18 protein-coding genes are annotated in these 22854 nt (G+C 43.2%); 6 read left to right on the top strand and 12 right to left on the bottom strand.

Annotated features, from left to right (window positions below):
- Positions 1-23 precede the first annotated feature (23 nt).
- The 4 genes from hprK to BLR42_RS15280 form a co-directional block, all read right to left on the bottom strand.
- Positions 24-962 carry an HPr(Ser) kinase/phosphatase gene (gene hprK / locus BLR42_RS15295; RefSeq protein ID WP_026498524.1) on the bottom strand — a complete coding sequence of 313 codons (939 nt, stop codon included), beginning with the start codon at positions 960-962 and terminating at the stop codon, positions 24-26.
- Positions 963-1040: 78 nt separating this feature from the next.
- A complete protein-coding gene (gene uvrC, locus BLR42_RS15290) occupies positions 1041-2909 on the bottom strand; it encodes an excinuclease ABC subunit UvrC (RefSeq protein ID WP_091870917.1) in 1869 nt (622 codons plus the stop codon).
- Positions 2910-2991: 82 nt separating this feature from the next.
- Positions 2992-5277, bottom strand: coding sequence for an ATP-dependent zinc metalloprotease FtsH (ftsH, locus tag BLR42_RS15285; RefSeq protein WP_091870914.1), 2286 nt, complete (start codon positions 5275-5277; stop codon positions 2992-2994).
- A 70-nt stretch (positions 5278-5347) separates the two neighbouring features.
- Positions 5348-6895, bottom strand: coding sequence for an ASKHA domain-containing protein (locus BLR42_RS15280; protein ID WP_170832816.1), 1548 nt, complete (start codon positions 6893-6895; stop codon positions 5348-5350).
- Between the two features lie 168 nt (positions 6896-7063).
- Here BLR42_RS15280 and BLR42_RS15275 point away from each other — a divergent pair, with 168 nt between their 5' ends.
- From BLR42_RS15275 to BLR42_RS15255, 5 genes are all read left to right on the top strand, one after another.
- The gene (locus tag BLR42_RS15275) at positions 7064-8269 is read left to right on the top strand and encodes an SPFH domain-containing protein (RefSeq protein WP_091870909.1); all 1206 of its coding nucleotides are present in this window, start codon (positions 7064-7066) and stop codon (positions 8267-8269) included.
- A gap of 34 nt (positions 8270-8303) precedes the next feature.
- Entirely contained in the window at positions 8304-9386 is a 1083-nt protein-coding gene (locus BLR42_RS15270) for a TFIIB-type zinc ribbon-containing protein (protein WP_091870906.1), read from the top strand.
- A 22-nt stretch (positions 9387-9408) separates the two neighbouring features.
- Positions 9409-10224 (top strand): TPM domain-containing protein, encoded by an 816-nt coding sequence (locus BLR42_RS15265; protein WP_091870904.1) that lies wholly within the window; start codon positions 9409-9411, stop codon positions 10222-10224.
- A 133-nt stretch (positions 10225-10357) separates the two neighbouring features.
- Positions 10358-12139 carry a GGDEF domain-containing protein gene (locus BLR42_RS15260; protein ID WP_091870901.1) on the top strand — a complete coding sequence of 594 codons (1782 nt, stop codon included), beginning with the start codon at positions 10358-10360 and terminating at the stop codon, positions 12137-12139.
- Positions 12132-13823 (top strand): GGDEF domain-containing protein, encoded by a 1692-nt coding sequence (locus tag BLR42_RS15255; protein WP_170832815.1) that lies wholly within the window; start codon positions 12132-12134, stop codon positions 13821-13823. The genes BLR42_RS15260 and BLR42_RS15255 overlap by 8 nt, the downstream gene beginning before the upstream one ends.
- A 1-nt stretch (position 13824) precedes the next feature.
- Here BLR42_RS15255 and BLR42_RS15250 read toward each other — a convergent pair whose 3' ends face one another.
- The 8 genes from BLR42_RS15250 to BLR42_RS15210 form a co-directional block, all read right to left on the bottom strand.
- Positions 13825-15075, bottom strand: coding sequence for an extracellular solute-binding protein (locus tag BLR42_RS15250; RefSeq protein ID WP_091870896.1), 1251 nt, complete (start codon positions 15073-15075; stop codon positions 13825-13827).
- The gene (locus tag BLR42_RS15245; protein WP_170832814.1) at positions 15072-15803 is read right to left on the bottom strand and encodes an HD-GYP domain-containing protein; all 732 of its coding nucleotides are present in this window, start codon (positions 15801-15803) and stop codon (positions 15072-15074) included. The genes BLR42_RS15250 and BLR42_RS15245 overlap by 4 nt, the downstream gene beginning before the upstream one ends.
- Before the next feature lie 16 nt (positions 15804-15819).
- Entirely contained in the window at positions 15820-16977 is a 1158-nt protein-coding gene (locus BLR42_RS15240; RefSeq protein WP_091870891.1) for a GGDEF domain-containing protein, read from the bottom strand.
- Between the two features lie 97 nt (positions 16978-17074).
- Positions 17075-17431 carry a hypothetical protein gene (locus tag BLR42_RS15235; RefSeq protein ID WP_139165184.1) on the bottom strand — a complete coding sequence of 119 codons (357 nt, stop codon included), beginning with the start codon at positions 17429-17431 and terminating at the stop codon, positions 17075-17077.
- Between the two features lie 14 nt (positions 17432-17445).
- Entirely contained in the window at positions 17446-19311 is a 1866-nt protein-coding gene (locus BLR42_RS23610) for a glycoside hydrolase family 27 protein (protein WP_242879366.1), read from the bottom strand.
- A 125-nt stretch (positions 19312-19436) separates the two neighbouring features.
- On the bottom strand, positions 19437-20198 hold the full coding sequence (locus BLR42_RS15220) for an MBL fold metallo-hydrolase (protein WP_091870886.1): 762 nt from the start codon (positions 20196-20198) through the stop codon (positions 19437-19439).
- Positions 20199-20219: 21 nt separating this feature from the next.
- Entirely contained in the window at positions 20220-21686 is a 1467-nt protein-coding gene (gene abc-f, locus BLR42_RS15215) for a ribosomal protection-like ABC-F family protein (protein ID WP_091870883.1), read from the bottom strand.
- A gap of 15 nt (positions 21687-21701) precedes the next feature.
- Complete coding sequence (locus tag BLR42_RS15210) at positions 21702-22103, bottom strand: MFS transporter (protein WP_170832813.1); 402 nt, start codon at positions 22101-22103, stop codon at positions 21702-21704.
- Positions 22104-22629: 526 nt separating this feature from the next.
- Here BLR42_RS15210 and BLR42_RS23335 point away from each other — a divergent pair.
- On the top strand, positions 22630-22854 hold a 225-nt coding region (locus tag BLR42_RS23335), incomplete at its 3' end, for a transposase (protein WP_207648558.1).

The raw sequence follows: 22854 nt of genomic DNA, 5'->3' as shown, positions 1-22854 counted from the left end.
CTTAATTAATTATTTTCTATGTTTCAATCGTCGTCATCATGACCCTTGGTGAGCGAATTCTGCACTCTGTTATAAAGCTCCTGAGCAGCATTGTAGCCCATCATCTTCTGTCTGTGGTTAACTGCTGCGGACTCACAGATAATCGCAAGGTTTCTGCCGGGACGAATCGGAATTCTGTGACAAACTATCTTGTTGCCAAGATACTCTGTATATTCCTCTTCAAGTCCGAGTCTGTCGTATTCCTTGTCCTTATCCCACTCCTCAAGCTTGATAACAAGGTCAATGTTCTGTGTGTCGCGGACGCTGGATACACCGAAAAGTGTCTTTACATCCACGATTCCGATTCCTCGAAGCTCAATAAAATGCCTCGTGATATCGGGAGCTGTTCCTATAAGTGTCACATCACTTACCTTACGCAGTTCCACCACGTCATCGGACACAAGTCTGTGACCTCTCTTAATAAGCTCAAGCGCAGCCTCGGATTTACCGATTCCGCTTTCACCTGTTATAAGAACGCCTACGCCGTAAACATCAACCAGAACTCCGTGGATGGAAATGCAGGGAGCAAGCTCCACATTAAGCCATCTGATGATCTCAGCCATGAATGATGATGTAGGCTTTTTAGTTACCATTATCGGAACCTTCTCCTCAAGCGCCATCTTTACGAACATCGGATCCGGTATCAGATTTCTGCAGAAAACGACACACGGAATGTCAAAGGATAAAAATTCGCGATATACCCGCTCCTTATCTTCTGCGGGAATGGATTCCATATATGAATATTCTACGAATCCTATAACCTGAAGTCTTGTAGCCTCAAAATGCTCAAAGTAGCCTGCAAGCTGCAGAGCCGGTCTGTTGATATCGGGCTGATGAATTCGAATCTTGGAAACATCGAGCTCCGGGGTGAGGTTTTCAAGCTCCATCTTTTTAATGACAGTTTTTAGCTTTACCGTTGCCATGAGATACCCCCTTTTAACTTACCACAGTTTAGCACACCCACTGGGCTTTTACAATTATTTCATGCCGCTCCGGCGTCCTTAGGAATGGAAGAATTCGTATATTTGTCTCGCGGCATTTTCCGGAATTTCCGGAACCTGCTTAAGCGTCTCTATATCTGCATTTCTGATATCTTCGATGGATTTAAAATGACGCATAAGGGCTTTTCTTCTGGCAGGGCCCACTCCGGGAATCTCATCAAGGGAGCTCTTTACCTGTGATTTACTTCGAAGAGAACGATGGTACTCTATCGCAAATCTGTGGGCTTCATCCTGAATTCTTGTTATAAGCTTGAAGCCCTCGGAACGTCTATCTATAGGGAGCTCTTCGTTATTAAAATAGAGCCCTCTGGTCCTATGGTTATCATCCTTTACCATTCCGCACACGGGAATAGTAATCCCCAGCTCTTCAAGAACCTGAAGGCAGATATTTACCTGTCCTCTTCCTCCATCCATCAGGATGAGATCGGGAAACTTTGTAAAGCTGCCGTATCTCGCATCTATCTCGCGCACTTCAAGCTCGTGCTTTTCCTCTAGGCCATGCATAAGTCTTCTGGTGAGTACTTCCTTCATGCATGCATAGTCATCCGGGCCTGTGACGGATTTAATCCTGAACTTCCTGTAATCACTGCGCTTTGGTTTTCCCTTCTCATAGACAACCATCGATCCGACATTGGCAAAACCGCTGATATTGGAGATATCGTAGGCCTCCATTCTGATAATTCCATTGATCCCCAGAAGTTTTTCTATCTCTTTTACAGCTCCTATCGTTCTGCCTTCTTCGCGCTTTAGTCTCTCCTTGTCCTTACTCAGAATCAGCTCTGCATTTTGAGCTGCAAGCTCCATCAGCTTTTCCTTCTGCCCTCTCTCCGGGACACTCAGATAAACCCTGCTTCCTTTTCTCTGGGTGAGCCACTTTTCAATTACTTCCATGTCCTCTATGGCTTCGGGGAGCATGAGCTCTCTCGGAATAAAAGGCGTTCCGGCATAGAACTGTTTTACAAAATTCAGCAATATCTCATTTGTGGGATTCTCGGACACATGCGTCATGTAGAAATGCTCTCTTCCGATAAGCCTTCCGTCTCGGACAAAAAAGACCTGCACCACAGCATCATTCTCATCTGCTGCAATGGCCAGTATATCCTTATCCTCCATGGCTGAATCAGTCATCTTCTGCTTCTGTGCCACCTGTTTTACACTGGTAAGAAGATCCCTGTAGGTTGCTGCTTTCTCGAAATTCAGCTCCTCCGCCGCTGCCTCCATCTTTTCAGTCAGATCCCTGATAATAGGAGTATAATTGCCTTCCAAAAAGTCCAGAGCACCTCGTATCCTCTCGGCATATTCTTCCTTTGAGATTTTTCCGTCGCAAGGCGCAGAGCATCTGTTCATATGATAGTTAAGGCAGGGTCTGTCCAGACCTATGTCTCTTGGCAGAACTCTGTTGCAGGTTCTGAGGCCGTATATCTTGTTTATCAGCTCAATGGTGTCCTTAACTGCTGCCGCACTGGTAAACGGACCGTAATACTTGGACTTATCCTTCTTCATAAGTCTGGAGAATAAGATTCTGGGAAAGTCCTCGGAAACAGTGACCTTTATGTAGGGATAGGTCTTGTCATCCTTCAGCATCGTGTTGTATCTGGGGCAATTTTCCTTGATCAGATTATTCTCAAGGACAAGCGCTTCCAGCTCCGAATCAGTGACGATATACTCAAAGCGAGCAATCTGCTGGACCATGCGGTCAATCTGCGGCCCGCGGCCCACGATTTTCCTGAAGTAGGAGCGCACCCGGTTATTGAGATTCACTGCCTTCCCAACATACATTATCGTGTCATTCTGATCACGCATTATATAGACGCCCGGCTGTTTCGGGAGTTTTTTCAGTTCTTCCTGTACATTAAATTTCTCTTCCATAATTACATCTTATCAAAAAGGCTGTCGCTACGCGACAGCCCTCTGGATTCTTACATACATTTTTGTCTTTTCACAAAAAATCTTAATTCTGATTATCAAAATTGTCAGGCATATGTGAGAAGCGTCCACCACCTGTAGGTGTATCCTCATTCTCTTCCTTCTTCTCAGGCTTGGAGGCATAGGATGCTCCGCCCGGGCCATATGTAGGCTGGCCGTATGTAGGAAGTCCGAAAGATGTCGTGCTCTGCTGCGACTGACCATTGGTAGTATCCTGAGGCTGCTGCCAGTTTATATATCCCTGCTGGGGCTGTGGCTGCTGCTCAGAAGTAACAGGAACGGGTTCCGGCTCCTTCTCTGCAGAAACAGACTCCTTCTTCTCCTTCTCCTTGATCGGAACATTCTCCCCAACCGCTGCGGATTCGGGACGCGTAGCATAGATTCTTCCGTGCTTTGCCTCCTCCATCTCTTCCTCGGTGGGTTCGGGAATGTTCTCTACCTCACGATAAATCTTCATGAATTCCTTACCGGTGATGGTCTCTTTCTCAATAAGGAACTGTGCGATCTTATCCATGGTATCAATGTGATCTCGAATGATCTGCTTTGCCTTCTCGTAACAGTCGGCAAGAAGCTTTTTCACCTCTTCGTCAACTTCATACTCTGTCTGCGGACTGCAGTTAAGCACTCTGTTTCCGTCGAGATATCTGTTTTGTATTGATTCGAGCTGCATGAGTCCGAACTTATCACTCATACCGAACATAGTAATCATGCTGCGTGCCATGGAAGTTGCCTTCTCGATATCATTCTCAGCACCGGTTGTAACTGTGTTGAAAATAACTTCCTCAGCTGCGCGTCCACCGAGCGAAACAATGATATCATCAATGATCTCATCCTTGGTCTCAAGGTATTTCTCATCCTCGGGAACCTGCATTACATATCCGAGCGCACCCATGGTTCTGGGAACAATTGTGATCTTCTGAACAGGCTCAGTATTCTTCTGAACCGCACTGATAAGGGCATGTCCAACCTCATGATAGGAGACGATTTTTCTCTCCTCCTTACTGAGGATTCTGTCCTTTTTCTCTTTTCCTACAAGCACCTGCTCAACGGCTTCCATAAGATCCTGCTGGCAAACATACTCTCTGTGCGCCTTAACCGCATTTATGGCTGCCTCGTTGATCATGTTAGCGAGATCCGAACCTACCGCACCGCTGGTAGCCAGAGCGATTCCCTTAAGATCAACGGTCTCATCCATTTTAACGTCCTTGGAATGAACCTTAAGGATCTCTTCGCGGCCCTTAAGATCAGGCTTATCAACGATGATTCGTCTGTCGAAACGTCCGGGACGAAGAAGCGCTTTATCAAGAATCTCAGGTCTGTTTGTAGCTCCGAGAACGAGGACACCCTTTGAAGAATCAAAACCATCCATCTCTGAAAGCAGCTGGTTCAGTGTCTGCTCACGCTCTTCATTTCCGCCGCCGTACTTACTGTCACGGCTTCTTCCGATAGCATCAATCTCATCTATGAAAATAATACAAGGCGCATTTTTGCTGGCCTCTGCGAAAAGTTCACGAACACGGCTCGCACCGACACCGACATACAGCTCAATAAAGTCAGATCCTGCAAGTGAATAAAAAGGAACGTGTGCCTCACCCGCAACCGCTTTGGCAAGAAGTGTCTTACCTGTTCCGGGAGGTCCTACCAAAAGAGCACCCTTCGGAAGCTTCGCGCCGATCTTAACGTATCTGCCGGGATTATGAAGGAAGTCAACAACCTCAACAAGAGATTCTTTTGCTTCATCCTCGCCCGCTACATCCTTGAAAGTAACTCCTGTCTCACGCTGCATGTAAACCTTAGCGTTGTTTTTACCGATACCGAGCGGACCGCCGCCCTTCGACATGCGCCTGAACACAAATGAAAGAATCAGCCACATGAGCAAAATCGGAAGAACATAATAAACGGCAAAGGAGATGATCGCACTCGAAGAATCCGGAATCTCACTGCTTACCGGAATTCCTGCATCAAGAAGTCTCTTCGTAAGTGTGGAATCATCCTCGGCTTTACCCGTATAATATGTCAAAACCGTGGTCGAACCGGAGAAGGGATTGAACTTAAGCTCATCAGAACTTACCTTGGGGATAATGTTGATGCGGTCACTCTCGATCACTACGCTCTCAACCTTCTTATCCTCGATCATCTGAATAAACTCGGAATAAGTTACTTCTTTATTACTGGAACCTGTAACTGCGCGCATGAAATATGTCATGAAAAGCACTGACACAAGCGCAGCAACAACCAGCAGTAATATATTTTGTTTCTTGGGACCGCCTTCTCCGCCTGCCCCATTATTGTTATTATAATTGTTATCCATTGCTTACCTCTTAATCTCGTTTCGTGGTTCCTATCGTTCTATTATAAGTATAACAGATGCATAAATCAATTTATAAATTCATAGCTGAAATAAAACTCTCTCCGAAGGTATCTGTACCTGCCAGTGAAATCTCACTCGAACGGGCTGCAATATCAGTGATCTTTTTTTGATAATCACAGTCTCCGATCGCCATTATACAACCCTTTAGCGAAGTGTTACCCACGCACTCAGTTATGTTTTTATTTAAAAATTCCTCAGGTAACATTTTTAGTGTTTTTATCATATCAATATCAAGATGTTCACTGAATCCTCCGGCAATATATACCTTATCCACATCTGCGGAAGTAATGCCATGTTCCGAAAGCAGGGTATCTATCCCGCTTCTTATCGCAGCCTTTGCAAGCTGCAGAGCACGAATATCATTCTGCGAAAAAGAAATCGTCTTTTTTTCATCCTTATATAATATAAAACCTTCTTCGAAATATTCATCCACAAGAAGACCTGTTTCATCGACGATATCGCATCTTCTGAGTTCGGATACAAGTTCAAGTACTCCGCTTCCGCAGATTCCGATAGGTTCTGTATTTTCTATCGTCCTGTAATCCGCGGTTTTTTTCTCTTTATCAATCTTTATATGCTCTATGGCTCCCGAAACTCCGGCCATACCGCAGGATATACCGCCTCCCTCAAACACCGGACCTGCTGCCGTCGAGCAGACAGTTATCTTTTCAGAGTCTGCAACTGCCATCTCTCCGTTTGTTCCAAGATCAATAAGCATATAGGTTTTACCCTCAGGTATCTTATAAAAATCAAGGGCATACATACCGGATACGATATCCGCTCCAACAAAGGCAGATATACCTGGCATTAACCTGCATTCGGTTTCATCATAAATATCCTTCTCTTCGAATGTGACTCCAAGTACCTCAGAAAAGCTCATCTCCGGATAGGAAAGTCTTACGGGTTTATAGGGAGAAATTCCCAAACCCTCACAGGAATCCCCCACCAATAAATGAAGCATGGTAGTATTCCCGGCAATCACGACCTCCTTTAAGGCTACATTTTTAAGAAGTCCCTTCAAGTCATCCGTTACCAGCCTTCTTAATTCATCAGCATTTCCCTCATTTGCCGCCTTGATCCTGCTTATAACATCGGCGCCATAACTTCTTTGATGATTCATGGTTACTGCCTTCTTTATGATGTCATTCCCGTCCTTTGGCGATATGATTGCTGCTGCAATTGTTGTGGTACCGATATCTATGGCTGCAACAAAGTTTCCGGACGAAAGATCCTCGCACTTATCCTCTCTGCTCTCCTCCTTTATATTGAAAGCCTTATCTTCTTTTGCAGTGGAAAGATCAGTCTCAATCTCAGCATCCTCTGTAATTACAGCTCTGCAAGCCAGTCTCCAGCCACTTTTTATCTCATCCTCACTTAAAAACGAGTTGTCAGCTGAAGTCGCCCTGGGGGCACCGCTGACAAACCTCACCTTGCACTTTCCGCATCTTCCCATACCTGCACAGACCATAGGAATATCCAGATTTTCGCGCTTAAATAGCTCGGAGAGTAGCGTCCCTCTGCTGATATTGTATGTTTTTCCATTGTATAACAGTTTCATATGTTCTTTCATCGCTGCAATTGGCAACTTAACCCCATTTAATTTGTACATCTTATTTTATAATTATATCTTAATTGTGGTATAATTTTTATCAGTATTCAATAATGGTCTGACAAAAAGACCACAATATAAAAAGGTAAAACTTATTAAAAAGGAGGAAATTTTTGTATGGGTATTTTACAAGCTGGAGTCGGAGCTGCTTCAAGTGTTCTCGCTGATTCCTGGAGAGACTATTTCTATTGTGATGCTATTCCTACTGACACACTTGCCGTTAAGGGCGTTAAGCGTACCGGCAGAGGAAGCTCCAACACCAAGGGTAATGATAACATCATTTCCAACGGTTCAATAATAGCAGTTGCTGACGGGCAGTGCATGATTCTCGTTGATCAGGGAAAAGTAACTGAAATCTGCGCTGAGCCCGGTGAGTTCGTATATGATGTAAGCACAGAGCCTTCTCTCTTCTACGGAAGCCTCTCTTCCAACATCAAGGAAACCTTTAAAAAGATCGGTAAGCGTATCAGTTTCGGCGGAGATGCCGCTAACGACCAGCGCATTTACTATATCAACACCAAGGATATCATCGGCAACAAGTACGGTACCGCTAATCCGGTTCCTTTCCGTGTTGTAGATAAAAACATCGGCCTCGACGTTGATATCTCCATCCGTTGCCACGGTGAATACAGTTACAAGATCGTAGATCCCATTCTCTTCTATACCAATCTCTGCGGAAACTTCACAGGAGAGTACAAGAGAGAGAATATCGAATCTCAGCTTAAGAGTGAGCTTCTTACAGCTCTTCAGCCCGCATTTGCAAAGATTTCAGAGACAGGCGTTCGTTACAGTGCTCTTCCCGGACACACCACAGAGATCGCTGACGCACTGAACGAAGTTCTTTCAGCTAAATGGGGCGACACTTACGGAATCAGAATTTCCACATTCGGTATCAACTCCGTAAACGCTTCTGAAGAAGATGAAAAGATGATCAAAGAGCTTCAGAAGAATGCTGTTCTTTCAAATCCCAACATGGCAGCCGCTACTCTTGTAGGCGCACAGGCACAGGCTATGCAGGATGCCGCTAAGAACACATCAACAGGTCCTATGATGGCATTTGCAGGAATGAACATGGCACAGCAGGCAGGCGGCGCAAACGCAGCCGGACTCTTCGCTATGGGTCAGCAGGCACAGCCTGCACAGGCAGCTCCTCAGATGCAGCCTCAGAGCCAAGGTGGTTGGACATGTGCATGCGGAACCGTTAACAACGGCAATTTCTGCTCAAATTGCGGTCAGCCCAAGCCCAGCGCAGACTGGACATGCTCATGCGGAACTGTTAACAGCGGAAAATTCTGTTCAAACTGTGGTCAGCCCAGACCATAATTATCGGCAGAAATAATAGTTTAGGAAATTATCTATGGGATTAACCGAATATGAATGCCCCTCGTGCGGAGGGGTAATGAATTTTGATGCCGGCAGTCAGATGCTGCTTTGTCCTTATTGCGACACAAAAATAAAGGTTAGTGATTACAAAGCCCCCAGACAGGAGGAACAGGACAAGGATGCAAAAGCAGACAGCAATGAATGGCTTTCGGAAGGCACAGAATGGAAACCCGGCGAAACCGATGGTATGGTGGTGTATTCTTGTCAGTCCTGCGGAGGTGAGATAGTCGCCTCTGAGACTGAAGGATCCCTCACCTGCCCTTTTTGCAGCAACAATGTTGTTGTAAAAGAAAAGTTCGCCGGTGACCTTCGCCCCGACTATGTCATTCCGTTTAAGAAAAGTAAGCAGGACGCCATGGACAGCTATGCCGGCTATGTTAAAGGAAAATTGCTTTTACCCAGGGTTTTCTTTGCGCAGAATCATATAGACAAAATTCGCGGAATTTATATTCCGTACTGGCTTTATGATGCAAAGATAGATGCTGACTACAGATTCGAAGCAACAAAGGTCAGAACCTGGAGTGACAGCGACTACAATTACACAGAAACCAGTTTTTACGAGGTTGACAGATCCGGTCACGAAGAATTCAGTCATGTACCCCATGACGCTTCAAAAGAGATGCCCGATGATCTTATGGAATCCATCGAACCCTTCAACTTTTCCGAGGCGGTTCCCTTCAACAGCGGATATCTTGCAGGATTTCTTGCAAACAGATACGACGTTGATGTAGAGGAAACCAAGACGCACATCGTGAATCGTATGGAGAACACGGTTGAAAACGATATCAGAAATACCGTAACCGGCTATTCATCAGTAACACCCATTACCAGAAACAAACAGGTGCGCAGTCTTTCACACAAATATGCGCTCTATCCGGTATGGCTGTTAAACACTTCCTGGAACGGAAACAACTATCTGTTCGCAATGAACGGTCAGAGCGGTAAATTTGTCGGCAACCTTCCTGTAAGTAAGGGACGAGCTGCCGTACTCTATATCCTTTCAGCGCTTGGATTTACACTTATTTCCATAATCATCTGTCTCATCATTATCAGCTAATAATACATTAAGGGATAGGAATATGAATCATAAAAAACAACTGAATATCATTACGGCCATGCTGCTATGCTTCATTCTGGCATTGCCAGTCATCCTGTCGTTTAATGTAAAGGCCGGCACCGAGGGTCTTGTGGATCCCGTTTATACGGTAGACGGATCACTTTTCCCTGTAATCGATGCCGCCGATCTGCTGACGGATGACGAAGAGAACGCTCTGGCAACTCATATCTATCAGGTGGAAAACGAGTATAATTCCGCCATTGTCATTGTTACCGTAGACAGTCTCGGAAGCCGCGATGTTGAGGCCTATGCCGACGATTTCTACGACTATAACGGATATGGCATTGGAGAAAAACACGACGGAATTCTCTTTCTGATTGATATAACCTCCAGACAATGGCATATTACAACAACCGGCTCTGCAATACAGGTGTACTCGGATTCAGATCAGGAAGACCTGATTGATGCCTGCAAGAGCGATTTATCGGCAGGAAATTATTATTCCTCCTTCGATAAATTTATCTCTGCTTGCAGCAGAAAGCTTCAGGATGATATTGACTCCCACACCTTCACAGCAGGGAAACTCGGAATCTGTATTCTTGCAGGTCTTTTACTTGCACTGATTCCGCTTTTCATATTTATTGCGCAGCTCCACACGGTTCACAGAGAAACCGGAGCTTCGAATTATTCACAAAATGGTCTGTCCCTAACCGGACACCACGACAGATTTATAAGAAAAACTCTGTCAAAGCATGCTAAGCCAAAGGATACCGGCGGTTCTTCAACCCATACAGGTTCTTCGGGAACAAGCCACGGCGGAAGCAGCGGAAGCTTTTAAAAATCCTCGGACCTCATCCATCACTCGGATGAGGTCTTTTTACTTCTTCTGGTAATACAAAATTCAGAAATATAACTGTTTTTTTATAAAAGACTGTTTTTTTTATTGATATACTTATTATCAGGAGAGAGCTATGCGACTTCGCGATTATTTACATATAAACGTGTGGCTGCTGCCCATTTTGCTGGTAGTAATACCGGTAATTTTAATTCTTTTTGGCAGCTCATTTATGACCACGCCAAACACCTATCATATGACCACCCTGGAAGACGGATGGTCTGTAAGGCATGGAAATTTTCATGCAGATGATGCATCTCTTGAAGATCTGAATATAGGAGATTCCCAAAAGGGCGATGTTGTAATCCTAAGTACAAAAATGCCTTCGGAGTCGGTGCCATCAGCCTGTATCATGTTCAGGACAATCCTTTCCGTAGTTACTGTATACATAGATAATGAAGTAATCTATACCTATGGAAACGAATATTTTGATTCCGGTCGGCTCCTTCCCAAACACTACAATTTTGTTCCGATCAAAAATGCCAGCCAATATGCCGGAAAAACTCTGACAATCAAACTTGATGTCACGGAAGATGATGCTTTCTCCGGTCTTTCACCTGTATACTACGGAAATCGTTTTGAACTTGAGCGTTTCTTATTACAGAAAAAGCGCCTCCCTCTGTTCATTGGGGGCTTCCAAATCATCTTTGCATTTCTTTTGCTGACTCTGTCATCATATTTATTTATGTACCACGGACATGACCTGTCACTGATCTTCACATCATTGATAGCTTTTTTCCTTGGCGCCTACAATCTTGCTTTCAACGACCTGTTTTGCTTCCTTTCGGATTATGAAGCCTTCTTCAATTTCCTAGAGTACTTTTCTCTGTACTCTATTCCTTTTGCTATTATTTCCTTTCTTATTTCATCGCATCCAAGCCTTAACACCAATCTAAATAAGGTTCTGATAGCTATAAATGCGCTTTTCCCGATAGTTACCACCATCTTACATATAAGCGGAATTATCCATATTAATATTTTTGTGCCCACACTTCATGTCCTGGCCATAGTAGAAACTGTAGTAGAGCTCCCTCAAATCATATCCGATGTTATAAGGCATTATCAGGAACGAAGGAACAGTCCGGAATACGTCGGTATGACTTCAGACAGCATCCTTATACTCGGTCTTGCCCTTTTCATAGTATGCTCGGTAATTGATATCATAAAATACAATGTGCTCAAATTCCTTTTGGCCGGCGGTGAAGCTTACGCTGATATAAACTTCATGACAATCGGTGCACTGTGCTTTGTTCTTTGTCTGTTTGTATTCTATTTCTATCATGGAATTGAGCATATAAACTCCGTCTACATGAAGGAACACCTTGAAGGTCTGGCCTATACAGACTCTCTCACAGGACTCATGAACCGTGCAAAATGCATGCAGTACATGGCCTCGGTACAGGGAAATTTCGCCATTATTTCGATCGATATGGATAATTTGAAACCGGTCAATGACACACTGGGGCATCAGGAGGGTGACCGAATGTTAAAGACCTTCGCAGACATCATGAAGCAGGCTTTTTCCGGTGCAGCTCTGATAGGAAGAACCGGCGGTGATGAATTCCTTGTGGCAATAGAGAATCCTCAGGAAGGCATCTGCGAAAAAATGATCAATGACCTGCGCGAAAGACTGGAAGCTTTTAACAGTCATGAAACAAACCTTAATCTGTCTGCATCCTGCGGCTTTGCCTACAGCCGTGAAGTCCAGGGAAGCGATGCAGGTGACGTTTTTGTGCTTGCCGATAATCGCATGTATGAAGAAAAAGACAAGCATCACACTTCCAAAATCGGCAGATTTGTAAATGACATTATGGGCAATACACCCTCGAAGGAAGGAGGTGTACCTGCAGATGATTAAACGAATCAAATTCCTTATAATTGCACTTCTTACCTTCCTGCTTCTTGTAACTATATGCCACTTTTTATTCTATCCGGCTAATGCAGGAAAGATATACACATTTGATAAAGAATGGTCTGTTGAATTTAACGAAGAAAGCTTCGAGAATATCACTCTTTACGATATCCCGAAGGCTCTTAACTATGCATCAAAAAAGGTAGATACCATTGTTCTCTCAAGGACCATTCCCGAGAGCAGTTCCTTCGATTTTCCTACGTTGATGTTCCTCTCAAGATATTCTGCATTTGACCTGTTTATTGATAATGAACTCGTCCATTCCGAATATAAAGATTTGCTGAAAAACGGGGATTACATTGGCTGCAGTTACCACGTTGTTCCTGTTCCCGAAAAAGATCATCCTATGGAATTGAGGCTTGTTCTCTATGTGGAAGAAGATAGTTTCTACAACTACTTCGTGGCGCCTGTATATGGAGATTATCACGATGTTATGCGCTTCTACATATTCCATAATATGTTCCCTCTTGCTTCGGGAATTTTCCTGATTATTTTTGGTGCTGCTTTTCTGATTATCACCTTAAGTTTTTACAAAACTCTGCCCAATATTCTTTCCCAGCTCTTTGCATCAGTCCTGTTTATTGATCTGGGATTATGGCTCTTGGGTTACTTCAGGCTGATCGACTTTTTCATCGACACCAAAAGCAAAGCGACCGAAATCGAGTATGTCTCTCTTTATCTTATGGTTCCGCTTACTTACCTGATCGTTAGTTGTATTCAACAACATTACAGAGATTGGATATTTATGGTGGTGTCCTGCACCAGTTCCTTCATTTGTATAGGTCTTATCGTGCTTCATTTCACAGGTGTCATCCATATGAATCGCACGTTGCCGTATTATCAGTGCATATCCATATTATGTTCCTTCTTCATGCTTATCATCTTCTTTAAAGATTTTAAGCAAAAAAAGCTTGCGCCTGCCGAGGTAATACAGTTACTCGGTCTTTCTGTTTTTGCTCTGTCATACATAATCAACTATGCCGCTTTTTCTCTGGAAATAAGGAATATTGTTCCCTCATCATTCCTGACAATACGCATGATTCCGATGGCAGGACTGATATTCGTTTTCGCAAACCTCATTAACTATTTCATTTACTTGTCGGAATCCTTCGCCATGAGAAAAGAGTATGCGTCTCTGACACACCTTGCTTATGCAGACGGACTGACAGATCTTCCAAACAGATCACGCTATGATAAGTATCTGGAAGATTTGGACAAAAGCGATGACGACTACTGCATAGTAAGCCTTGATCTTAACGGCCTTAAGGAAATTAACGATAGCGACGGACATGCCGCAGGAGATAAATATTTATTGGAATTCTCTCAGGTTCTTAAACAGTGTTTTGATGACAAAGCTTTCATCGCCAGGATAGGTGGCGATGAGTTTGTGGCAATTCTCAAAAAGGAACATTTTGATGAAGTGGATACTCTTTTAACAAGGTTTAAAGACGCGCTTGAGGTGAAAAATGTTCTGTATCCCGGCTACAGAAGAAGCGTAGCTTCCGGTTATGCCTTCAGCACTGAAGTGGAGCAGAAAAACTCTCACAGTGTTTATCTGCTTGCCGATAAGCGAATGTATGAAAACAAAAAGCTCATGCACGCAAAGCTCGGCATAGTTGCAAGGATATAGATTATTTACGGAGCATCTCCTCAAGCTCTGCCTGTGCCTCAGAAAGCCCTTCGTCTATATCTTTCTCCCCGTTTATGATAAGCTCCATCTTATTTCCGAGTATTGTATAAAAATCGGTCCACTCTTCCATATCCGGTCTGTAAACGCCGTTTTCAAGAGCAGCACAGACCGCTTTTAGCGGAGGATTATCTGCCAGAACCTTCTCATCAGTCAGGCTTGAATATCTGCAGGGAACGCCTCCGTATTCTATTGTTCTTTTTTGAACTTCGGGATCCATCAGATACTTAACAAGCTTCACTGCCAATTCCTTATTTTGGCTATTTACAGGAACACCTATGGTCCATATACCATATACATTTGCATTATACCCTTCAGAGTCACTGAACGCTTTTCCCGTAAGTGCAATGTAGTCAGATGCTGATCTCTTTGTAGGCGTATACCACCCCGGCCAGCCTACCGCCATAGTAGCTGCTCCGTTGTCGATCGCCATTATAAGATCATCTCTGCTTTCCGATTTTCCTGTAGCAATAAGCTTCTTGTAAAAAGCGAGTGCTTCCCTGAATTCAGCAGTATCCACAGTGGGATTGTTATTTTCATCAACAACCCAGCCGCCGTAGGATCTGAGAATCGGAAGAAAATCCACCACATAATTATTCGGTGAATCGCCCCTGTACATAAAGCCCAGATTTCCTCTATCCTGTGATGCCTTACACACCTCATATATCTCTTCTAGAGACGAAAGCCGGTCCACAGTATAGCCCGCCTTCTCCACAAGATTTTTATTGAAAAGAAGTACTGTTACATTACCGTAATAAGGCGCAACATAAACATCATTTTCATCATAGCAAATGGCTGTAGTTGCTTTTATTATGTCATCGTCAAGCTCATAGCCTTCTTTTGAAAGGTTTAAAAGTGCAGTATTTGCAGCAAGCTCAGCTTTCCAGGAGCCGTCTATCATACACAGATCATATGCGCCTTCAGCTTTAGAAGCATTTTCAATAATCCCATTGTGAAGTTCTTCTTCTCCAAGTTCCAGCACATCACAAATAACCTGGTTCTCTTCTTCAAACTGAACAAGGCAGGATTTTATCACATCGGAGTAAATACCGGCTCTTAGCGCCAATGTTATATGAGGCGCCGTCTCCGGATCCACTCCCGATGCGTTTTGCTTATCCTGCTTTTTCCCGCAGGACATCGCACATATTAGCACCATTACTGTCAGTATGGCGGAAAGCACTCTTTTCCACTTCATACTCCAATACTCCCCTTTCTGGCGTTGGGATATCTCTCCATTTTAAGATTGACATCCTCCATACAGGAATCGATTTTACTCATCGGTATATTGCAAAAAATATTTACAAGATTCTCATCAAGCTGTGTACCGGCTGATAAACGAAGTTCGGATGTAGCTTCAGCGTAGGGCAAAGACGCTTTGTACAAGCGATTCATTGTCATGGCGGAATAAGCATCTGCCACCGCAATCATTCTGGCTCCGAGGGGAATCTGTTCCCCTGTAAGCTGGTGGTAGCCCTTACCGTCCATTCTTTCATGGTGATACAGAATATAGGAAAGGGTTTTCCCCATCCCGGGCACATCCTTTAGCATATTTACTCCGATATCCGGATGCTTTTTTACTATCTCCCACTCATTTTGTCCAAGCTTCCCCGCGTGTTCCATTATCGAATCAGGTATGCCGTTTTTCCCTATGTCCAAAAGTAGAGATGCATAGTGAAGGTCAATCTGGCTGACCTGTAATCTGTATCTGAAGGGCATAAATTCATATAATACCATCGTCAAATTATGCACATGGAGAGAATGTCCGTCGAGATTAGGATTTCCCGCTTCAATAATTCCAATCAGTATCTCAAGAATTGCTGCCGTGCGTTTTTTTCTGGTATAGTTTTCATGTAGAGTAATTGCTGTTAGCATTAGCAGGATTATTATGAAAAATATCAGCAGGTTAATTTCATTTGAATTCATAGTCTGCCCCCCGCCTTTATTCTTCTGCTTCCATAAAACGTATCTGATTTTTCCCTGCACGTTTGGACTCATACAGGGCCTCATCAGCACGCTTATAAGCAACATCTATGTCTCTGTCATTTTCTGTTATCTCGGTCACCCCAAGAGATGCATGTATTCCGTGAAGATCTCCTACTTCCACGCTGTTAAGTGATCTGAGCATATTTTGAAGAAGCTCAGTAACTTCCTCTCTGTTCTTTTTCCCTCTTATAAACACTATAAATTCATCACCGCCAAGCCTTCCGGGAAAACTGATTCCTTCCTTCAAGACCATTTCCTGGAAAGCCCACTTCTTTGTCATATCCACTCCGAGGCCCTCGATAATTGTCTGTCCTGCTATCTGGATAGCCTTATCGCCCATCTGGTGCCCCAGTTTATCATTTATCTGTTTGAACTCATCGAGGTCGAGAAGACATATTGCAATATATTCATCATGGGGATTTGAAAGGATATTTCCAGCAAGAGAAAAGAAGCGCCCTCTGTTTAGTAGAGAAGTAAGCGCATCAAAGCTTGATTTGATCTCAAGCTCGCGCTGAATTTGTATATTTTTCTGCATCGTGACAAACTGCTGCAGTCTGGTCCTCTGAAAGGCGAAGTGCAGTACGATTGAAAGTGATACAAAAATAATTACATTATATAAATCCTGCTCTGCGATGGAAATTGCTTTGATTTTAAATGAACAATAGAGAAAACATCCGCAGCACAATGCTATGCCTGCCAATGTCCTCAGCATAGTGGAAATAAAAGAAAAAGACAATACAACCAGCATGACCATGAAAAGTGTAGCTGCCATGTATGGCTGATCAATTGATATTTGAATGGAATAGGCCATCCATATAAGCATATTTACGACTACCAGAACCGTCACTCTTCCGGTAGTTGGTTTCGCTCCATAGGTCTTGCACACCACAAAAAACACAGCAGAAACAACTGCATAAGCAATATACAGTCTCATCTCGCTCTGGTTTACGCTGAAAATATCAAACGCCGAGAATATAATACACAGCACATTCACTATAAAGAACCATATATTCAGAATCATCACATGTTTTCTGTTGGTTCCGTTTATAAGCTCTGTGCATTCCTCTTCAGTTTCTTTATCGTAACCGTAATGATTTATACTTTGTGCTCTCATGCTCCATCCTCATTATTGAAATCACATAGCATGCCACAATACGTATATTATTACTGTAACAGATAAATCTAATAATTTTCTAAAGATAGCATTATATTTATATGATAAGCTTTTTCACAGCGCTCAGTAATTCTTCATCCTCCATGGGAATCTGCATTCCGAATAAGTCCGGCTTCTCCGGTTCTATAAGACCTCTTTCAATTACCTGTGCGACAGCATTCGCACAGATGCGGCAATCATAGATATCTTTTAGTTTCCTGGCCTTATCCCAGTCAACGTCCTTTATGTCAAGTGAATCCCTCATCATGGCGTGCAATATCAGTGCCGCTTTTTTCTTTGTGACAGGTTGCATCAGCATCTCTTCTGAATTATCCGCCATCATATGTTTCCAAAAAGCGGCTGTATCGCCACGGTATTCTTCTGTTAAATAATCTATGAATGCTGCAGTCGTCATTTTTTCTGTAATAATCAGTTTTCAGGAGTCACAACTATAGTAACCTGATCACAGGCTTTAAGTCCGTTAACTTCAAATATGCCGCTATTATTCTCGGTTTCTTCTCCTGTCCACATATCTTTTACAAGATATGTGTCTGCTGATTTTATCCTATCTCCCAGGAACTTTTGAATTTCCCCCAGGGTAATACTGTAAGAGTCCTTCTTATCTTCCTCGCTGACATTTACAAAGGTTATTGCAAATCTGTCCCCGCTAAGCGGTTTAACAAGAATGTCCACGCGGTTTATATCGCGTATATATTCCTTGTCAGGACACTCCTTTGCCAGAGTTGAAAATACCCTCTTTGCCTGAACTCCGAGAGAGTCCTGGTTAATTGAAATCACATCATCATTGGCGATTATGTTGTAGATCCAGTCACCTTTTTGTACTCTTCTAAGATCAAGTCCCAGCATAAGAGGCGAATTCATCATGCACCACAGTGTCATATGTGTTCGGCACTGAATCTCACTTAGTCCGTCCATGCCTATCATCAGCATATCAGGATCGTTCCAGCCTTTATCAAGACCTGCGAACTCATCCATTATGACCGCCTTGTTATACTGCGTCGTCACACTTGGAGTATAATCATCCTTCCAGTCGCCGTGCCCGGGATCACCGTCACTTCCTACCCGGAATGTTATATCATTCAGGATTCTCCAACTGTCACATACTTTATAAGCCCAGTTCTGCGGATGGCTCTTACCCCATTCGCAGGCAGAATAGATGATATCGTGTCCGGGAGCAGCTTCATTAAGTGCTTTCAGGATTCTGGAATAAGAATTAAGAGTGTTTTCCTGTCTTCTGTGATTCATAATCCTGATATGACTAATGCCGTCACCAAGCTTGACTGTGACAGGCTCACTCCAGATAAATTCCTTATCTGCTGCCTCTTTATTTTCTGCCTCATCCAGATCCGGCATATTGTTATCCACGGGATTATTTCTGTTATCGGGATCATTCAAATTCTTATCAGAAAGCTCCGCATCAAGTCCCTTGGTAAGAAAATCGTCATAATAATACTCATCACCTACTGCAAGCTGAAGCCAGTCACCACGACCCTCCTCTTTTGAGGATCTGTATTCCACTAAGATCTGATATTCATTATTATCTGTCTTATTATCAGCAGAGGGCTCATAATCAAAAATGAGTTCACTGCTTCTAACTCCCACAGGAGAAGCATCAGGTCCCGTTCCATCGAAGGTTCCGAGTCCCGTCACATAATCCTTTTCTGCATGAGCACGATCACCGGTTATTCTGCCATCGGATACGGCGCTAAGAATCTCGCTTTTCTTTCCGCATATTTTTATCGCTCTGATATCAGGCGTAAAGGTGTATGCAGCATTCTCTGAATTTGAAAAAGTAGCGTTATCGAAGGGATAATAGCAGTTATCAACTTTCATAAAATCAACGCCCCATTCAACATAGCTTTTTGCATCCACATCCTCGTATCCACAGATACCAACCCTCGCTCCGGAACAGGTCTTTACACCTATATCATTGTACATGCCAAACTTAAGACCTTTAGCATGGACATAATCGGAAACAGATTTAAAACCACCCGGGAACTTCACCGGTTCCGCAGCAAGCTTCCCACCAATCCTCTCGGGGTTATAACAGCCATCGTCCAAAACTACATACTGATAGCCTTTCTTATCAAGGCCCAGCTCAACCATTTTATCTGCCATTGCCTTGGTCAGTGCTTCGGTATTACCGCTTCCGAAGGCATTCCAGCTGTTCCACCCCATTGCAGGAAGGTGGTTTTTCTTTTTTCCAAGTAATATTTCGTTATTATCAAAACTGTTAAAGCGTCCGGCCTTTGTTATTTTGTCAGGTCTAAGCATAGGTCCTCCCGTGAAAAGAAACTCATCTGTATTTACATTATTAACTTATCCTAGTTTTGCAAAAAACTCTTCTCACTATTTGCCTTACTACTGTCAATTAATGCTTTAAAAAGTACGCTTATCTTTTATAACTCGAATTCCTCACCCGGCTGCAGAATCATTACCTTCTGCCCCGGATATTTTATTTCCACATAGTCCTTAAACTCGTTTGGATCAGCACCATTGAACTTAAACATATCGTAATGTCCCGGAACGGCAAGTGCCGGCTTTAAAGTCCCCACCAGATCTGCTGCCTCCTGATATGTCATATTTCCGATGCAGTTATCTCTAAGTCTCACTGCATCCCGCCCATTTATCGGAGGGAACATGACATCAAAGGGGCCGCTTTTCCTTAGCTTGTCATATACCCCTTCATAGAGGCAGGTGTCTCCCATGTGGCAGATTTTCTTTCCACTGAAAGTAACTATATACATCAGATACGGGTGAAGCCCCTCCGGCGAAGTATCAAGAAATTCATGCGCTGCGGGAATTGCCTCTATGTGCAGGTCATCTACATCCGCAGAGTATTCTTCATCCACAAAAATAAACCGTTCTTTTTCTATTCCAAGCCCAGAAGGCAAAGTCTTTTCAAAGTACTTAGGTGCTACAAATTTTGCCTTGGAGTTTAACCCCGCAATTTTTATCCAGGCATCTCTGTCAATATGATCTATATGGTCATGGGTTCCGAAAAAGAGGGAAACATCCTTCAATTCTTCGATATCGAACGGGTTCTTTACCTGTCTGTCATCCAGATCAGATAAAAATAAATCTATACCGAACCTGTAGCCTGTCTCCTCATCCCATACGAGAATTCCCTGTTGTCCTGTACGCATGAATTTAACTGCCATGATGTTCCTCCTTTTTTCTCACTATTTCTTCTGCATATCACTTACTATCTTCCCATTCTCAACGTAAAGTCTCTCTGTCGCTATCCTGTCCACAAACATCTTGTCGTGCGATGTAAAAATCAGAGTACCTTCATACTCTATCAGCAGTTTTTCAAGCGCCTCAACCGACGGAATGTCCAGATAATTTGTAGGCTCGTCAAGAATGAGCAAGTTGACATCCGATACAAAAAGCATCGCGAAGGAAAGCTTCATCCTCTCTCCTCCGGATAACTGTGATGCCTTCTTATTCATGTCTTTTTCAGTAAGCAGTAACCTGGATAATATTATACGAGATAAGCTTTCTGTCTGTATACTTACCCTTCTTATGTTTTCGAGAACTGTCCGGTCATAATCTATCTGCGACATATTCTGCTTGGCATATCCGATCTTGGCTCCCGGAACTACGTAGACCATATCTCTATTAGCTATGAGTTCCAGCAGTGTTGTCTTACCGGCACCGTTACTTCCAAGAAGCGCCACCTTGCTTCCGTTTTTTATCATGAAGTCCGCATCATCAAATATCACATTGTCATCGTATGAAAAGTTAATATGCTCGCCTCGTATGACGATTGGATTCCTTGGAGGATTTGTCAGCCTGAAGTCCGGTCTTGCAGTCGGTTCCTCCTTTGGCTTCTCCTTTACCTCCATGTGCTCTATCCTCTTTAGTACATTGGATGCACTTTTCTCAATTCCTCTCGCCTTATCCTCCGGTTTCCTGTTTCCGCAGAGGGCCCGCGCCTTAGCTTCACTTGCAGTGATGTTCCTTGGCTTTTTCTCAACCTTCTTTGCCTTAGCTTTCTTCTGAGTGTAGACATTCTGCAATCTCTTCTTTTCTGACTGATAGTTTTCATATTCCGAGAGCTGTGTTTTATACTGCTCTTCCTTCTGAACAACATAATCATCATAATTGCCATTATAGCTTTGAAGCTCACTGAAGGATATCTCTACAATCCTGTCGCATAGCTCATTGAGTACTGTTCTGTCATGGCTGATGATGACCATTGTTTCAATTTCCCTAAGCCTTTTCTTTAATAGCTCCACTCCATCAAAATCAAGGTTTGAGGTTGGCTCATCAAGGAAAGCTACCGCCTGAGGGCTTGAAAAAAGCTGTGCCAGCCTGATTCTTGTATTCTCACCGCCACTGACGTTTTCTTGCCAGAGCTGATCGCTGACTCCCATTTTCCCTGCTTCTTCATAGTCTGTATCATAAACTTCCGTCATTCCAAACTGCTCAAAATAAAATGGCTCGCAGTCTCTGTAAACTGTCCCTTTAGTTGGTTCTATTTCTCCTGAAAGAATTTTCAAAAGAGTGCTTTTCCCGGCTCCGTTTACCCCAACAAGACCTACTCTTTCACCTTCGTATAAATAAAATCTGTCAAAATCAAGAACAGTCTGTTCTCCATAGGAATGAACTATATTTTCTGCTTTTATAAGTAATCGTCTGGGCATAGTACCTCCTTCTAATTACATGTTTCTGTTATAGATTGGCTTTACATATTTTCTGTTAGTTCCCACAAAAGCTATGGCCGCAAACACACTTAGAAGCTCAAACAAAAGAAGCACAGCCCTCTGATCCATATAGACTGTAAGAACACCGGCCATCAGCTGCGCAAGAAGTGCACCTGATGTACTAAGAACCTGAAAAGCCCCGTTAAATCTGCCCTTTGTCTCATCCGGAACATAGCTCTGAGTTGAAGAGATTCTGATTGTGTAACTGGTTACTCCTCCGATTCCCACAAAAAAGCCGAGCACCATAAGACTCATGGCAAATCCTGCCATACTATTTCCAAACATTGAAATCACACTACCAACTGTTATTATCGTAAAATCCCTCGTCCATAAGGGATTCTTTGTTTTCGTTTCCATACGTCCTCCTGTCATAAATTGCAACTTCCGCGACACAAAAAAACCGCCTGCATTATGCAGACGGATCCATTATCCCTTAACATCGCATGCAGCTATAGTATGAGCTGCATGCTATTTTCACTTAATATATCAGAACTAAAAACACCCCTGATAAATCAAGGGCCCCGGTACTGATAATCTATGACCAATCGGCTCTATGAAAAATGTGTTCAAGATAATATGATCCGTGCTTAAAAAAGCCATTCTCTGATGACCTTTTCAATCTGCATATTGCAAATTTATGAATCAATATTACCTATTCCGCATTCCTTTCATACCTCCGATAGTTTTTGTCAAACGCTAAATATTATTCAAACACCAAACATTTTTCTTGTCAACAGTTTCCACTAAAAATATCCTGCCACAATTCTTCGTGCTGTTTGCAAAACAAAATCGGTTCTTCCTCATCGATTAGTACTTGGCTATAGTATAGCATTCCAAGGCGGTGTATAATAGACATATATTGATTCCGAAAGGATAGAGGGATATGTCTACTACTTCTTCTCTGGACTTACAGAGTTTTTACCCTGCTGATTTAAAGATACTTGATGTTGAGGAAACTGATGATGAAATCATTATCAGAATGCATTCTGTAAGTAACAACTGCACCTGCCATAAGTGTGGGGCGCCTTTAATAAAACATCACGGCTCGCATCATAGGAAGGCTCAAGACTTACCAATACTTGGTAAGAGGGTTACTCTTGATATGCAG

Origin of the sequence: Butyrivibrio sp. INlla16, from assembly GCF_900104155.1 — a bacterium.
In the GTDB taxonomy this organism is placed as follows: Bacteria; Bacillota; Clostridia; order Lachnospirales; family Lachnospiraceae; genus Butyrivibrio.
Note: the sequence above shows the minus strand (reverse complement) of the source record. Positions and strands in the feature narration are given on the sequence as shown.